Origin of the sequence: Nocardioides sp. NPDC057577 (assembly GCF_042801335.1) — a bacterium.
In the GTDB taxonomy this organism is placed as follows: Bacteria; Actinomycetota; Actinomycetes; order Propionibacteriales; family Nocardioidaceae; genus Nocardioides.
In genome coordinates, this window is the sequence record NZ_JBHVGB010000163.1 from 1 (window position 1) to 14,383 (window position 14,383).

Annotated in this window: 13 protein-coding genes; 5 read left to right on the forward strand and 8 right to left on the reverse strand. The window is 69.3% G+C overall.

Features of this window, described 5'->3' with window-relative positions:
* Window positions 1-34: 34 nt before the first annotated feature.
* Window positions 35-1,927, reverse strand: a complete 1,893-nt coding sequence (gene typA / locus ACFU7D_RS23935) for a translational GTPase TypA (RefSeq protein ID WP_378729421.1) — start codon at window positions 1,925-1,927, stop codon at window positions 35-37.
* Window positions 1,928-2,026: 99 nt separating this feature from the next.
* Between typA and ACFU7D_RS23940 the strand changes: the two genes are divergently transcribed.
* Entirely contained in the window at window positions 2,027-3,322 is a 1,296-nt protein-coding gene (locus ACFU7D_RS23940) for a M4 family metallopeptidase (protein WP_378871986.1), read from the forward strand.
* Between the two features lie 3 nt (window positions 3,323-3,325).
* Here ACFU7D_RS23940 and ACFU7D_RS23945 read toward each other — a convergent pair whose 3' ends face one another.
* Window positions 3,326-4,015, reverse strand: a complete 690-nt coding sequence (locus ACFU7D_RS23945; RefSeq protein WP_378871989.1) for an aspartate/glutamate racemase family protein — start codon at window positions 4,013-4,015, stop codon at window positions 3,326-3,328.
* A gap of 70 nt (window positions 4,016-4,085) precedes the next feature.
* A complete protein-coding gene (locus tag ACFU7D_RS23950) occupies window positions 4,086-4,829 on the reverse strand; it encodes an SDR family NAD(P)-dependent oxidoreductase (protein WP_378729424.1) in 744 nt (247 codons plus the stop codon).
* Between the two features lie 146 nt (window positions 4,830-4,975).
* On the opposite strand from ACFU7D_RS23950, the gene mshA reads away from it, so the two are divergent.
* Complete coding sequence (mshA, locus tag ACFU7D_RS23955; RefSeq protein WP_378871991.1) at window positions 4,976-6,232, forward strand: D-inositol-3-phosphate glycosyltransferase; 1,257 nt, start codon at window positions 4,976-4,978, stop codon at window positions 6,230-6,232.
* The gene (locus ACFU7D_RS23960) at window positions 6,229-6,759 is read left to right on the forward strand and encodes a YbjN domain-containing protein (RefSeq protein ID WP_378871993.1); all 531 of its coding nucleotides are present in this window, start codon (window positions 6,229-6,231) and stop codon (window positions 6,757-6,759) included. Before mshA ends, ACFU7D_RS23960 begins: the two co-directional genes overlap by 4 nt.
* Here the strand turns inward: ACFU7D_RS23960 and ACFU7D_RS23965 are convergent.
* Window positions 6,756-7,658, reverse strand: a complete 903-nt coding sequence (locus ACFU7D_RS23965) for a DMT family transporter (RefSeq protein ID WP_378871996.1) — start codon at window positions 7,656-7,658, stop codon at window positions 6,756-6,758. The genes ACFU7D_RS23960 and ACFU7D_RS23965 overlap by 4 nt on opposite strands.
* A gap of 181 nt (window positions 7,659-7,839) precedes the next feature.
* Window positions 7,840-8,832: a GlxA family transcriptional regulator gene (locus ACFU7D_RS23970; protein WP_378871999.1), complete on the reverse strand. Its 993-nt coding sequence runs from the start codon at window positions 8,830-8,832 to the stop codon at window positions 7,840-7,842.
* Between the two features lie 72 nt (window positions 8,833-8,904).
* On the opposite strand from ACFU7D_RS23970, the gene ACFU7D_RS23975 reads away from it, so the two are divergent.
* The gene (locus ACFU7D_RS23975) at window positions 8,905-10,218 is read left to right on the forward strand and encodes an MFS transporter (protein WP_378872002.1); all 1,314 of its coding nucleotides are present in this window, start codon (window positions 8,905-8,907) and stop codon (window positions 10,216-10,218) included.
* An 81-nt stretch (window positions 10,219-10,299) separates the two neighbouring features.
* On the opposite strand, the gene ACFU7D_RS23980 is transcribed toward ACFU7D_RS23975, so the two are convergent.
* The 3 genes from ACFU7D_RS23980 to ACFU7D_RS23990 form a co-directional block, all read right to left on the reverse strand.
* Window positions 10,300-11,577 (reverse strand): DUF6234 family protein, encoded by a 1,278-nt coding sequence (locus ACFU7D_RS23980; protein WP_378872005.1) that lies wholly within the window; start codon window positions 11,575-11,577, stop codon window positions 10,300-10,302.
* A gap of 142 nt (window positions 11,578-11,719) precedes the next feature.
* Entirely contained in the window at window positions 11,720-12,397 is a 678-nt protein-coding gene (locus ACFU7D_RS23985; RefSeq protein WP_378729431.1) for a response regulator, read from the reverse strand.
* On the reverse strand, window positions 12,394-13,551 hold the full coding sequence (locus ACFU7D_RS23990; RefSeq protein WP_378729432.1) for a sensor histidine kinase: 1,158 nt from the start codon (window positions 13,549-13,551) through the stop codon (window positions 12,394-12,396). Before ACFU7D_RS23990 ends, ACFU7D_RS23985 begins: the two co-directional genes overlap by 4 nt.
* Before the next feature lie 120 nt (window positions 13,552-13,671).
* Between ACFU7D_RS23990 and phoU the strand changes: the two genes are divergently transcribed.
* Window positions 13,672-14,322, forward strand: coding sequence for a phosphate signaling complex protein PhoU (gene phoU / locus ACFU7D_RS23995; RefSeq protein WP_378729433.1), 651 nt, complete (start codon window positions 13,672-13,674; stop codon window positions 14,320-14,322).
* The last annotated feature ends 61 nt before the right edge of the window (window positions 14,323-14,383 follow it).

Below are 14,383 nucleotides of genomic sequence, written 5' to 3' on the forward strand. Positions count from 1 at the left end.
ACCCCAGGGGTCGGCGGCCGTCAGGAGAAGCCGGTCAGGACTTGTTGGCCTTGCGCGCCCGGCTCGCGATCTTGGCGCGGTCGTTCTGGTCGAGGATGACCTTGCGGATCCGGACCTGCTCGGGGGTGACCTCGACGCACTCGTCCTCGCGGCAGAACTCCAGGCACTGCTCGAGGGAGAGCTTCTTCGGCGGGATCAGCTTCTCGAAGTTGTCGGAGGTGGCGGAGCGGACGTTGGTCTGCTGCTTCTCCTTGGTGATGTTGACGTCCATGTCGTCCTGGCGGGAGTTCTCGCCGACGATCATGCCCTCGTAGACCTCGGTGGTCGGCTCGACGAACATGACACCGCGCTCCTGGAGCGAGGTCATCGCGTAAGCCGTGGCCGCGCCGGCCCGGTCGGCGACCAGCGAGCCGTTGTTGCGCGAGCGGATCTCCCCGGCCCAGCGGTCATAGCCCTCGGAGATGTGGTGGGCGATGCCGGTGCCGCGGGTCTCGGTGAGGAACTCGGTGCGGAAGCCGATCAGGCCGCGCGCCGGCACGATGAACTCCATGCGCACCCAGCCGGTGCCGTGGTTGGTCATGCCTTCCATGCGGCCCTTGCGGTTGGCGAGCAGCTCGGTGATCGTGCCGAGGAACTCCTCCGGGGCGTCGATGGTGAGGCGCTCGAACGGCTCGTGGAGCTTGCCGTCGATCTCGCGGGTGACCACCTGCGGCTTGCCGACGGTCAGCTCGTAGCCCTCGCGACGCATCTGCTCGACCAGGATCGCCAGCGCCAGCTCGCCGCGGCCCTGGACCTCCCAGGCGTCGGGACGCTCGGTGTTGAGGATCCTCAGCGAGACGTTGCCGACGAGCTCGGAGTCGAGGCGGTCCTTGACCAGGCGCGCGGTCACCTTGCCGCCCTTGACCTTGCCGACCAGCGGCGAGGTGTTGGTGCCGATCGTCATCGAGATGGCGGGCTCGTCCACGTGGATCAGCGGCAGCGCGACCGGGTTCTCCGGGTCGGCGAGGGTCTCGCCGATGGTGATCTCGGGGATGCCCGCGACGGCGACGATGTCGCCGGGGCCGGCCTGCTCGCCGGGCTTGCGCTCGAGTCCCTCGGTGATGAGGAGCTCGGTGATGCGTACGTTCTTCGTCTCGCCGTTGCGCTGCATCCAGGCGACGTTCTGGCCCTTCTTCAGGGTGCCCTGGTGGATGCGGACCAGCGCGAGGCGGCCCAGGAACGGGGAGGCGTCGAGGTTGGTGACGTGAGCCTGCAGCGGCGCGCCGGCCTCGTAGGTCGGGGCCGGGATGGTCTCCATGATCGTGGAGAAGAGCGGCTCGAGGTCCTTGGAGTCGGGCAGGGTGCCGTTCTCCGGCTGCTCCAGGCTCGCCACGCCGGCCTTGCCGGAGGCGTAGATCACCGGGAAGTCGAGGGCGTCCTGGCTGTGGGAGTCGTCGAGCAGGTCCATGAAGAGCTCGTACGTCTCGTCGACGACCTCCTCGATGCGGGCGTCGGGGCGGTCGACCTTGTTGACCACCAGCACGACCGGCATGTCGGCGTTGAGCGCCTTGCGCAGCACGAAGCGGGTCTGGGGGAGGGGCCCTTCGCTCGCGTCCACCAGGAGCACGATCCCGTCGACCATCGACAGGCCGCGCTCGACCTCACCACCGAAGTCGGCGTGGCCGGGGGTGTCGATGATGTTGATCGTCATCCCCTCGGGCGCGCTCGGCCCGTTGTAGTGGATGGCGGTGTTCTTCGCGAGGATGGTGATGCCCTTCTCGCGCTCCAGGTCACCGGAGTCCATGACGCGGTCCTCGACCGATTCCATGGCGTGCTCGGAGAAAGCACCGGCCTGCTTGAGCATGGCGTCGACCAGCGTGGTCTTGCCGTGGTCGACGTGCGCAACGATGGCGACGTTGCGGAGATTGGCCTTGAGGATCTCGGACATGTGCGAAGCGGCTCGATTTCTGGCGCGGGACGGGACATCTGATCTTATCCGCCGTGACCTCCTTGACCCGCATCCGGAGATGACGGTTGGCTGAGGGCCATGACTTCTCGGAAACACGTCTGCCAGATCGTGCCTCCATATCTCATGCAGCGGCTCAACGCCGGCCGCCTCGACCAGGACAACGCATTTCGAGCCGCTCGGACCGAGCACCTGACCAGGGTTCTCGCCCAAGGCCCCGCTCCGGAAGCCGGCGCGACCGCCGCCGAGGCCGGGGACTGGACGGTCTACACCGCGAACAACGGCACCGACCTGCCCGGGGAGAAGGTCCGCGCCGCGGGCGACCCGGAATCGGGCGACGAGAGCGTCGACGAGGCCGCGGCCGGCATCACCGGCTCGCTGGCGCTCTTAGAGGAGGTCTACGGCCGCGACTCCTACGACGGCCGGGGCATCGAGGTCGTGATGACCGTCCACTACGACCGCGACTACGCCAACGCCTTCTGGGACGGCACCCAGCTGGTCTTCGGTGACGGTGACGGCGAGATCTTCCAGCGGTTCACCAAGGCCGTCGACGTGATCGGTCACGAGCTCTCCCACGCGGTCACCGAGCACACCGCCGGACTCGTCTACCAGGGCCAGCCCGGCGCGCTCAACGAGTCGATGTCGGACGTGTTCGGCTCCTGCCTCAAGCAGCGCCTGCTCGGCCAGAGCGCCGAGGAGGCCGACTGGATCATCGGCGCAGGCCTGTTCACCGAGTCGGTCCAGGGGGTCGGGCTGCGGCACATGCTCGAGCCCGGGACCGCCTACGACGACCCCACCCTGGGCAAGGACCCGCAGCCGGCCCACATGGACGACATCTACGACGGCGCCGACGACAACGGCGGCGTCCACATCAACTCCGGCATCCCCAACCGAGCCTTCGCCCTCGCCGCCAAGGCGATCGGCGGCAGCTCGTGGGAGGGCGCCGGCAAGATCTGGTACGCGGCGCTGACCAACGGCGCCGTCACCACCGACACCGACTTCGCCGGGTTCGCCGCGGCCACCATCGCCGAGGCCGGCGACCAGGCCGAGGCGGTCACCACTGCCTGGTCCGAGGTCGGGGTCACCCCGGCGTCAGGCACCCCCGCGCCCGACGGTGAGGCGCCGACGCTGGTGAAGGTCCGCCGCAGCGGCGGTTTCCTGGGACGTACCAAGGAGGGGTCGGCCGAGCTCGCGCCCTCGGCCGCGCAGGTGGCCACCGTGCGCAACCTGGTCGCCGGCGGCGCCGCTCCTTCGAAGCCGAAGGGGGCCGACCGCTACATCTACGAGTTCGAGGTCGACGGCCGGACCGTCGTCGTGCACGAGGGCGACATGAGCGCTGAGCTGCGCGCCGTCGCCAACGAGCTGCTGGAGAGCTGACCCTCAGGAGAGGGCGCGGTCGAGCGCGGCCTCGACGTGCACGGTGATCGCGTCGAGGATGGGTACGTCGACATCGCTGGGCCGCACCAGGAGGCTGAGCTCGGAGGCGCCGAGGATCACACCGTCGGAGCCTGCGTCCCACAGCTCGTGGACGACCTCGAGGACCCGCTTGCGGGAGCCCGCCACCACGTTCCGATGGATGAGCTCCTCGTAGAGGATCGAGTCGAGCATCTCCACGTGCAGGGTGTCGGGCAGGTTCACGTCGACGCCGTGGTCGGAGATGCGCTGGGCGAAGAAGTCGTTCTCCACGGTGTAGCGGGAGGCGAGGAACCCGGCCTTGGTGATGCCGAGCTCCTTGGCCTTCGCGGCGAGCTCGTCGGCCAGGTGCAGCACGGGTACGTCGACGGCGGCCGCCACCTCGTCGTAGACCTTGTGGAAGGTGGTGGTGCACAGCAGGATGAAGTCGGCACCGCCGGCCACCACGCTGCGGGCCGCGGCGGTCAGGATCTCGGCGACCTGGTCCCAGGACTCCTTCTCCTGAAGGGCCGTCAGCTCGGCCAGGTCGACGGAGGCCAGCACGATCTTGGCGGAGTGGAGACCGCCGAGCCGCTCCTGGACACCCTTGTTGAGTCCCTCGTAGTAAGCGGCGGTGCTTTCCCAGCTCATGCCGCCGATGAGTCCGATCGTCTGCACGTCATCGAGTGTGACACCGTCGGAGGCTGCGTACGGAATCCTCGGCGCCCCTGACCAGCGCAGATAGCGGTCAGCTCTCGCGGTGCACCTTGTGCGGGGCGGCCTGGGCGCGCGGCTTGATCACCAGCTCGTCGATGTTGACGTGAGCCGGGCGGGTGGCCATCCAGACGATCGCGTCGGCGACGTCCTCGGCGATCAGCGGGTCCGCGACGCCGTGGTAGACCTTGTCGGCCGCTGCCTGGTCGCCGCCGAGGCGCACGAGCGAGAACTCCTCGGTCTGGACCATGCCCGGTGCGATCTCCATGATCCGCACCGGCTTGTCGACGATCTCCAGGCGCAGCGCCTCGGTGACCGCACGGGTGCCGAACTTGGCCGCGTTGTAGCCCGCGCCGCCCTCGTAGGCACGCCGGCCGGCGATCGAGCCGACGTTGATGACCGCGCCTGCTCCCGAGGCGATCAGCGCCGGGAGCAGCGCCTTGGTCACCCGGGTCAGGCCGATCACGTTGACCTCGAACATCGCCTGCCACTTGGTCAGGTCGGCCTCGGCCACCTGGTCCACGCCGAAGGCGCCGCCGGCGTTGTTGACCAGCAGGTCGAGACGGTCCCCGACCGCCTCGACGAGAGCGGCGACGGAGTCGTCGGAGGTGACGTCGGTCGCGATCGCGGTGCCGCCGATCTCCTCGGCCAGCGCCTCGATCCGGTCGGCGCGGCGAGCGGCGAGGAAGACGTGGTAGCCCTCCTTGGCGAGCTGGCGGGCGGTGGCGGCGCCGATCCCGCTCGAGGCGCCGGTGACGACAGCATTCTTGGACGACATGGAGCCATTCTCTCGTCGCTCGCTCGACTTTGCTCACCGGGTCCCACGATCGAAGACGTTTCACGCGGGTTCGCGCGGCCGGGAATGATCGACGAGGTCCGCGTGTTGAGAGACGGGACCACAGGCGTACACACAAAGGGGCAGGAATGATCCACCGCGTAGCGATGGTCAGTCTGCACACCTCTCCGCTCGACCAGCCCGGCACCGGTGACGCCGGCGGCATGAACGTCTACGTGCTCGAGCTCTCGCGGCGGCTGGCCACCCAGGGCATCGCGGTCGACATCTTCACGCGCGCGACCTCGTCGCGCCTGCCGCAGGTCGTGGAGGCGTACGACGGGGTGGCGGTCCACCACGTCCATGCCGGTCCGTTCGAGGGGCTGGCCAAGGGTGACCTGCCCGGGCAGCTGTGCACGTTCGCGCGTGAGGTGCTCCGCGCGGAGGCGTCCAACCCGCCGGGCTACTTCGACGCCGTGCACTCCCACTACTGGCTCTCCGGCCAGGTCGGGGCGCTCTCCCGCGACCGCTGGGGTGTGCCGCTGGTGCACTCGATGCACACCATGGCCAAGGTCAAGAACGAGGCGCTCGCCGAGGGCGACTGTCCCGAGCCGGAGGCTCGCGTGATCGGCGAGGAGCAGGTCGTCGAGGCCTCCGACATGCTGATCGCCAACACCGACCTCGAGGCCAAGCAGCTGATCAACATGTACGACGCGGATCCGGGCCGTGTCGCCGTCGTGCATCCCGGGGTCGACCTGCGGGTCTTCCGTCCGCGCGGGCGGGCCGCGGCGCGTGCCGCGCTCGGGCTCCCCGCCCGGGCTCATGTGCTCCTCTTCGCCGGTCGCATCCAGCCGCTCAAGGCTCCGGATGTGCTGTTGCGGGCGGCCGCGGTCATGCTCGCCCGCGACCCGTCGCTGCGCCGCAACCTCGTCGTCCCGATCGTCGGCGGTCCCTCCGGCTCCGGTCTCGAGCACCCGACCGGGCTGGCCGATCTGGCTGCTGAGCTGGGGATATCCGACGTGGTCCGGTTCGTCCCGCCGGTGCGTCAGGACGAGCTCGCGCTCTGGTACTCGGCCGCCTCCGTCGTCGCCGTCCCCTCCTACAACGAGTCGTTCGGACTGGTCGCCGTCGAGGCCCAGGCCTGCGGCACGCCCGTGGTCGCGGCCGCGGTCGGCGGTCTGACCACGGCGGTGCGCCACGGCCGCAGCGGTCTCCTGGTCGATGGGCACGACCCGGCGCAGTGGGCCGACGCGCTCACCAACGCCGTCTCGTCCCACTCGCGCTGGTCGGCGCTGGCCGACGGCGCCCGCGAACACGCCCAGGACTTCTCCTGGGATCTCACCGCACGCAATACGCTCGAGGTCTATGAAGAGGCCAAGATGTCGATGCGTGAGGAGCTGACGGCATGACGGGTGATTCGCGAGCGGATCTGGAAGAGGTCGTACGCGGCTGGCTGAAGTCCAACGACCTGACCTGGGACGAGACGTCGCAGCCATCGGGCGGCCTGATCTTCTCGTTCGCGCTCCCGGGCGAGCGCAAGCTGCAGACGCCGGTCCGGCTCGACCTGGGACAGCATGCGTTGGGCGTGCACGCCTTCGTCTGCCGCCGGCCCGACGAGAACTTCGAGACCGTCTACCGCTGGCTGCTCGAGCGCAACCTGCGGCTCTACGGGGTCGCGTTCGGACTCGACCGGCTCGGCGACATCTACCTCGACGGCCGGCTTCCGCTGGCCATGGTCGACCCCGACGAGCTCGACCGGCTGCTCGGCTCCGTCCTGACGTACGCGGACGAGTCCTTCAACACCATCCTCGAGCTCGGCTTCGCCTCCTCGATCCGCAAGGAGTGGGAGTGGCGCAAGCTGCGTGGTGAGTCGACTGCCAACCTCGAGGCGTTCCGCGGCTGGCTCGAGCGTGAGGACGACGCGCCTCAGGACTAGCGCGGCTGGCGGCGGGTGATCAGCACACCCGCGATGCACATCGCGCCACCGATGAAGGCAAGCGCCGGCGGCACCTCGTCGAGCACCAGCCACGCCATCAGCGCGGTGATGAACGGCACCAGGAACGTCGACTGCGCGAACTTGCCGGCATCGGAGTGGGAGAGGGCGTAAGCCCAGGTCACGAAGGCCAGGGCGCTCGGGAAGAGGCCGAGGTAGACGATCCAGCTGATGTTGCCGACGCTGATGTCGGGGATCGTGGTGGCCAGCTCGAACGACCACGGCAGGCAGATGACGAGGCCGGCGACGGCGTACCAGAACGTCAGCAGGAGCGCGCCCATCGTCGGCAGCAGCTTCTTCTGGGTGAGGACGCCGACCGCGAAGGTGAGCGCCGCGACGACCGAGAGGGCGACGCCGATCCAGTCGCCGGTGTCACCGTTGGCCGAGGCGCGCCCGATGACGACGACCCCGGCAAAGCCGACACCGGTGCCGATCAGGATCCACCGGTGGATCGTCTCCTTGAGCACGAGGCCGGCCAGCAGCGCCACCACGATCGGTCCGACCTGCACGATCAGTGCCGCGGTGGCGGCGTCGATGCGTCGCTCCGACTCGTTGAGCGCGAGGTTGTAGATCCCCAGCCACGAAGCGCCGCCCAGCGCGATCAGCGGCCACTCGCGCCTGGACGGCAGCCGGAACCCGCCCTTCAGCGCGAGGTAAGCGCCGAGCGCCGCCACCATCACGATCAGCCGGCCCAGCGACAGGCTTCCCGGAGGGACGGTGTCGCCCAGGTGGCGGATCCCCACGAACGCCGATGCCCACAGGACCAGCGTGATCCCGCAAGCCACGAGTGGCTTCCAGAGCGGTGTCGTGGTTGCGGGTGCGGGGTCGATCGTCGTCGTCACGGTAAAAGGCTAAAGACCCGTACGTCTAGGAGCGAGCGGATATCGGCCAACGATCTTCGACATCCCGCCATCTCGATCCTGCCGAGACGTCGCCCCCGTCGGCCGAGAGGTCGCTGGCGTCGGCCGAAGCGTCACGCGGCTGCCCACTCGGCCGTCCGGAGTGACGCGTCGGCCGGGGTGGTCAGCCGCGGAAGGTGCGACGGTACGCGGTGGGGGTGATGCCGAGGGCGGCGTGGAAGTGGAGGCGGAGGGACTGGGCGGTGTTGAGGCCGCAGCGGGTGGCGATCTGCTCCATGCTCAGGTCGGTGGTCTCGAGGAGGGTGCGGGCGAGCTCGATCCGCTGGCGCTGCAGCCAGCGGCCGGGGGAGTCGCCGGTCTCGTCGCGGAACCGCCGGGTGAAGGTGCGTACGGACATCGAGACCTGGGCCGCCATCGCCTCCAGGCTGAGGGGCTGGTCGAGATGGGCGAGGGCCCAGGCGGTCGCCGCCGAGATGCCGGTGTCGCCGGGGGCAGGTGCGTGGTGCCGGATGAACTGCGCCTGCCCGCCGTCGCGGTGGGGAGGTACGACCGTCACCCGGGCGACGCGGTTGGCCACCGCGGCGCCGTGGTCGCGGCGTACGACATGCAGGCAGAGGTCCAGTCCGGAGGCCACGCCGGCGGAGGTGAGGATGTCGCCGTCGTCGACGAAGAGTACGTCAGGGTCCAGCTTGACCTGCGGAAACAGGGCCCGGAAGTCGTCGGTGTGCGCCCAGTGGGTGGTCGCCGGTCGGCCGTCGAGAAGGCCGGCCGCGGCGAGAGCGAAGGCGCCGGTGCAGATCGACATGATCCGGGTGCCGGGCCGGATCATGTCGAGTGCTTCCTTCAGAGGCGCCGACAGTACTCCGTCCATGGGCCCGTCCGCCGTCGGGTAGTCGCGGCCGAACTTGGGGATGACGACTGTGTCCGCGGTCGCCAGCAGCTCGGGGCCGTGCGACGCGAGGACGACGATGTCCGAGTCGGACCGCACCGGCCCGGCGTCACCGGTGGTGCAGGTCAGGACCTCGTAGAGCAGTCGGTCCTCGCTGTCGCGAGCCTTGCCGAAGATCCGGTGCGGGATGCCGATCTCGAACGGGATGAACCCGTCCTGGATCAGCACCGCGACCCGATGCGGAGAAGTCACCCGAACATCGCCCATGGCTGGATCTTACCGATAGATGTCAATCAGGCCACTGTTCGGCAGGTGCGCGCACGCGAAAGGATTGCTCCCATGACCCAGACGACGACCCCGCCGCCTGCCGGCCGCACCTCCGCGCGCCGCCCCCGCATCCATCCCGCCTGGTGGGTGGCCGCCGTCGCGTTCGTGACCATCGTCGGAGCCGCGGCCTTCACCGCCGCACCTGGTCTCTTGGTCGGCCCGCTGCACGAGGAGTTCGGCTGGTCGCGCGGCACGATCGGCGTCGGGATCACGCTGCAGCTCGCGCTCTACGGTCTGACCGCCCCGTTCGCCGCCGCTCTGATGGACCGCTTCGGGATCCGCCCAGTGGTCGCCGTCGCGCTCACCATGATCACCCTCGGCTCGCTCGGCACCGTCTGGATGAGCCAGTCGTGGCAGTTCGTCCTCGGCTGGGGCGTCCTGGTCGGCGGTGGCAGCGGCTGCATGGCGCTCGCCTTCGGCGCGACGATCACCACCCGCTGGTTCGACAAGCGGCAGGGCCTGGTCAGCGGTCTGCTGACCGCCGGCGGCGCCTCGGGACAGCTGATCTTCCTGCCGGTCCTGGCGATCCTGATCGGGGAGCTCGGCTGGCGGGCGGCCTCGGTCACCATCGCTCTGGTCGCCGCCGCGGTGATCCCGTTCGTGCTCCTGCTGCTCCGCGACTACCCGGCGGACATCGGCCTGGCGCCCTACGGCGCCTCGCAGATCGTGCCGCGGCCCGCGCCCGCGACCGGCGCCGCGCTCCGGACCGTGCGAGTGCTCGGGATGGCGATGCGTACCAAGGCCTTCTGGCTCCTTGCCGGTGCCTTCGCGATCTGCGGGATCACCACGAACGGCCTGATCAGGACCCATTTCGTGCCCGCGGCGCACGACCACGGGATGGCCACGGTCGCGGCCGCCTCGCTGCTCGCCGTGATCGGGATCTTCGATGTCGCCGGCACGATCTTCTCCGGCTGGCTCACCGACCGCTTCAACCCGGTCGTGCTGCTCGGCGTCTACTACTCGCTGCGCGGGATCTCGCTGATCTTTCTGCCCATGCTGCTCTCGTCCGAGGTGCACCTGCCGATGGTGTTCTTCATCGTCTTCTACGGCCTCGACTGGGTCGCCACCGTGCCCCCGACGCTCGCCCTGTGCCGTGAGGTCTGGCCCGAGGACGCCCCGATCGTCTTCGGCTGGGTCCTCGCCTCCCACCAGGTCGGAGCCGGCCTGGTCGCCTGGGTCGGCGGCGTCGTACGCGACACCACCGGGTCCTACGACCTGGTCTGGTACGCCGCCGGCGCCCTGTGCGCCGCCGCCGCGCTGATGTCCCTCGTCATGCCACGGGGCACCGTGAATGTTCACCGAGGTAACTCGGCAGAGGCGCACTGACTTCGCGGAGTTCCACGATGGAGGTGCATGTTCACCGAGGTACCTCGGTGAACAACCCGGTGCAGACCCCGGCCGACCTGATCAGCCGCCCGGGCACTCGTCGCTGTCCCCGCCGGAGTAGCAGGCCGGGGCGCCTGGGTGGCTGGGGTCGGGCGCGTATGCGTCAGGTGGTGGTCGATCCCAGTCGATCGTGGGCACGGCGAAGACGACCGCGGAAACCGCCGCCACGGCTGCCACGATGAAGTGCCAGATGACCCCGCTCACCGAGCGGCGCCTGAGTGCGAGCGTGACCGCAGCGATCGTGCAGATCAGCATGAGGCCGACCAATGCCCGATAGGCGACGACGTTCTCGGCGGGGGCGGGGCGGCAAAGCCCGTCGGCGAGGCAGAAGTACGCCTGGAACACGTTGAACGCGGCGGCCATGATGAGCGCGACCGAGGCGCAGGTCAGCAGGATCTCTACAGCGATCGACGTGCTCGGCTTCTGGAGCTCGATCGAGTTCTCGGGAGTCTGTGTTGCTGTGGTCGCTGGTGAAGCCTGCGGATCGTTCCTCTCGCCAGCCCGGGCGCCCCGCACTCCGACGATCACGAGGGCGACCACCACCGACAAAGCGAGAAGCTTCGGCTGGTGCGCGGCCGGCGTTGTGAAGACCTCGGAGGTGTAGGTGAGGAAACCCGTCAGCACGAGGTCGGGATGAGCGGCGATGACGGTCCCAGGTCGGAGCATCGCTCCGATCGCGACCATACCGACGACGGCTGACTGAACCAGCCAGACCAGACCGATCGCGACTGGCCAGGTGAGTACGCCGATCAGCCCTCGTCGTCCAGGGCCGACGCTTGCGACGAGGATGCCCGTCAGTATCGGCACCAGCAGCCACTGCCACCATCCGGCCGGCGGCATCGTGGCCAGCGGCGTCTGGCTGAGCCAGTTGTACGCAGCGCCTGCAAGCGGCGCGAGGGCAACGCTGCGCAGCCACACCGGCCCGAGACCAGCCGTGAGGCCGAGAGCAAGTGAGACTGTCACCACGAGCACGGTGAAGAGCTGGAGCGCCAGGATCACCAGCTCGTGCTCGACCGCAACCTTGCCGAGAAGGTAGATGCTCGGAAGGCTGGCGGCAACGACACCTCCGGTAGCTGCAGCCAGCGCGGCAGCAGGGACGTCGCGCCGGATCCATGCGGTAGCGCCACCGACAGTGCCGGCGGCGATCGCCATCGCTGCCAGCCCACCCATGTCGTTGTGGTCGAACGGCATCGCACCGGGCGAGAGCCCGGGAAGAAAGCCGACCAACCAGGCGACGGCAGCCAGGGGGACGATCCCGACCACCGGGATCGTGGAGGGACGGACGTGGGGATGAGGCACGGCAAGCCATCCTGCACGAACCGGAGGCCCTCCACAGCGGATACCCCGGGACGTACGAATCCTCTCGATCCCGACGAAGCGTCAACTACGGCGGCCGAGAAGTCACCGTAGTGACCTCTCGGCCAACCGGAGTGACCTCTCGTCAGAGGTCGAGCTTGTAGCCCAGACCGCGCACGGTGACCAGGAACTTCGGCTCGGACGGGTCCGGCTCGAGCTTGGCGCGCAGGCGCTTGACGTGTACGTCCAGGGTCTTGGTGTCGCCGACGTAGTCGGAGCCCCAGACGCGGTCGATGAGCTGGCCGCGGGTGAGGACGCGGCCGGGGTTGCGCAGGAACATCTCGAGGAGCTCGAACTCCTTGAGGGGCAAGCGCTGCTCGGACCCGTCGACGGTCACGACGTGGCGCTCCACGTCCATCCGGACCGGACCGGCCTCGAGGGTTGCTGGGGCTGCGTCGGGCTCGGTGCCGCGTCGCAGCACGGCGCGGATCCGGGCGACGAGCTCGCGCGGGGAGTAGGGCTTGGTGACGTAGTCGTCGGCGCCGAGCTCGAGGCCGACGACCTTGTCGACCTCGTCGTCCTTGGCGGTGACCATGATGACCGGGACCGATGAGGTGGCCCGGATCTGCCGGCACACCTCCGTGCCGGAGAGGCCGGGAAGCATCAGGTCGAGCAGCACGATGTCTGCCCCGTTGCGGTCGAACTCCTTCAGGGCGTCGGTGCCGTCCTCGGCGACGGCGACCTCGAAGCCCTCCTTGCGGAGCACGTAGGACAGCGCCTCGCTGTAGCTGGCTTCATCTTCGACGACGAGTACCCGGGTCACGGGCGTTCCTCCTTGCTTGTGCCGGACTGCCCGGCAGTTGGTAGGTGCTGGGGCAGGGTGAGGGTGAAGGTGGAACCCTGACCCTCCTGCGACCAGACCTTGACCTCGCCACCATGCGTGGCGGCGACGTGCTTGACGATCGACAGGCCGAGCCCGGTGCCGCCGGTGGAGCGGTGGCGGGCCGGGTCGACGCGGTAGAAGCGCTCGAAGATCCGGTCGATCTCCGTGGACGGGATCCCGATGCCCTGGTCGACCACGGAGATCTCGACGGAGCCGTCGGTCGCGCGGGTCGAGACGGTCACGGTCGAGCCCGGGTCGGAGTAGGCGACCGCGTTGGAGACCAGGTTGGTGACCGCGGTCGAGACCTGCTCGTCGTTGCCGAAGACGTGCAGCCCGGCGGTGCCGGCGCTGACCACGTTGATGCCCTTCGCGCTGGCGTCGACGGTCGAGCTGTCGACGGCGGCCGCGATGACCTTGTCGACGTCGACCGCGACCGGTGCCTCCAGGGGCTCGTCGCCCTGCAGCCGGGACAGCTCGATGATCTGCTGGACGAGCTCGGTCAGGCGCTCGGACTCGGTGATCATCCGGTGGGAGAAGCGGCGTACGGCCTCGGGGTCGTCGGAGGCCTCGGTGACCGCATCGGCGAGCACTCGGATCGCGCCGACCGGCGTCTTGAGCTCATGGCTGACGTTGGCGACGAAGTCGCGGCGTACGGCCTCCACGCGGCGCTCGCGGGTGCGGTCCTCGACCAGGGCGAGGGCCAGGCGCGTGCCGAGCGGGGCGACGCGGGCGGTGACGTGCCGCGAGGCCCCGTTGGCGCGCGAGATGACCAGCTCGGTCTCCCGGATCTGGCCGTCACGGCGCACACCGTGGACGAGCTCGGAGAGCTCCGGCGAGACCAGCGAGGTGCCGCGCACCAGGCCCAGGGCGTACGCCGGAGCGCTGGCCTTGAGCACCGTGTCGTGCTCGTCGACGACGACCGCGCTGCTGCGCAGGACCGAGAGGACCGCGGCCACCTCGGAGGGAACCTTCGGCGGCTCGACCTCCGGGATCCGGCGACGCGAACGCTCGCTCATCGCCCACGCAAGCACCGCCGCTCCGGCGACGACAGCGCCGAGGAGAGCAGCAAGAAAGGCCTGCGTCGTCGAGTCCACACGATCAGGGTAAGCCCATCAAACACCCAAACTTCACCTCTGGACGCCTCCGCGCCGAACGTTCACCGTCGGTTCACTCGGGATGAAGATCAGTACATCTCGTGTGTCTAGGATCGGCCCATGCGCGCTGCTTTCCATGAGGACCTCGATGCCATCTTCACCGATCTCACCAACGTCTGTGAGCTGGTGTCGGTGGCCGTACGCGACGCCACCACCGCTCTCCTCGAGGCCCGCAACGACCTCGCCGAGCAGGTGATCGACAAGGACGTCGAGATCGACGACGCCCGCGAGCGCATCGAGGAGAACGCCCTCGAGCTGCTCGGTCTGCAGTCGCCGGTCGCCGGCGATCTCCGCGTCGTCGTCGCCGCGCTGCGGATGATCTCGGACCTCGAGCGGATGGGTGACCTCTCCGTCCACGTCGCCAAGATCGCCAGGCTGCGTACGCCGAACAAGGCCGTCCCCGAGCTGGCCCAGCCGACCATCGCCAAGATGGCCGAGATCGCCCAGCAGATGGTCGAGCGCACCTGCGAGATCCTCCGCACGCGAGATGTCTCCGCTGCCGCGGACCTGGTCGCCGACGACGACGAGATGGACCTGCTGCGGCGCAAGTCGTTCGCCGAACTGCTGGGCCAGGACTGGACCCACGGCGTCGAGCCCGCGGTCGACGTGGCCCTCCTGGGTCGCTACTACGAGCGCATCGCCGACCACGCCGTCACGGTGGCCAACCGGGTCGTCTTCGTGGTGACCGGCGAGACCCCCGCCGACTCCTGACCGAAAAGCCCGCAGGGCCGGATCGTCGTGACGAGCCGGCCCTGCGGGGTCTCTGCTACTG

Excerpts from the sequence above, each read along its gene's own strand:
- mshA (WP_378871991.1), top strand. The coding sequence starts at position 4,976 with ATGATCCACCGCGTAGCGATGGTCAGTCTGCACACCTCTCCGCTCGAC.
- ACFU7D_RS23940 (WP_378871986.1), top strand. The coding sequence starts at position 2,027 with ATGACTTCTCGGAAACACGTCTGCCAGATCGTGCCTCCATATCTCATG.
- ACFU7D_RS23975 (WP_378872002.1), top strand. The coding sequence starts at position 8,905 with ATGACCCAGACGACGACCCCGCCGCCTGCCGGCCGCACCTCCGCGCGC.
- ACFU7D_RS23960 (WP_378871993.1), top strand. The coding sequence starts at position 6,229 with ATGACGGGTGATTCGCGAGCGGATCTGGAAGAGGTCGTACGCGGCTGG.
- phoU (WP_378729433.1), top strand. The coding sequence starts at position 13,672 with ATGCGCGCTGCTTTCCATGAGGACCTCGATGCCATCTTCACCGATCTC.
- ACFU7D_RS23950 (WP_378729424.1), bottom strand. The coding sequence starts at position 4,829 with ATGTCGTCCAAGAATGCTGTCGTCACCGGCGCCTCGAGCGGGATCGGC.
- typA (WP_378729421.1), bottom strand. The coding sequence starts at position 1,927 with ATGTCCGAGATCCTCAAGGCCAATCTCCGCAACGTCGCCATCGTTGCG.
- ACFU7D_RS23970 (WP_378871999.1), bottom strand. The coding sequence starts at position 8,832 with ATGGGCGATGTTCGGGTGACTTCTCCGCATCGGGTCGCGGTGCTGATC.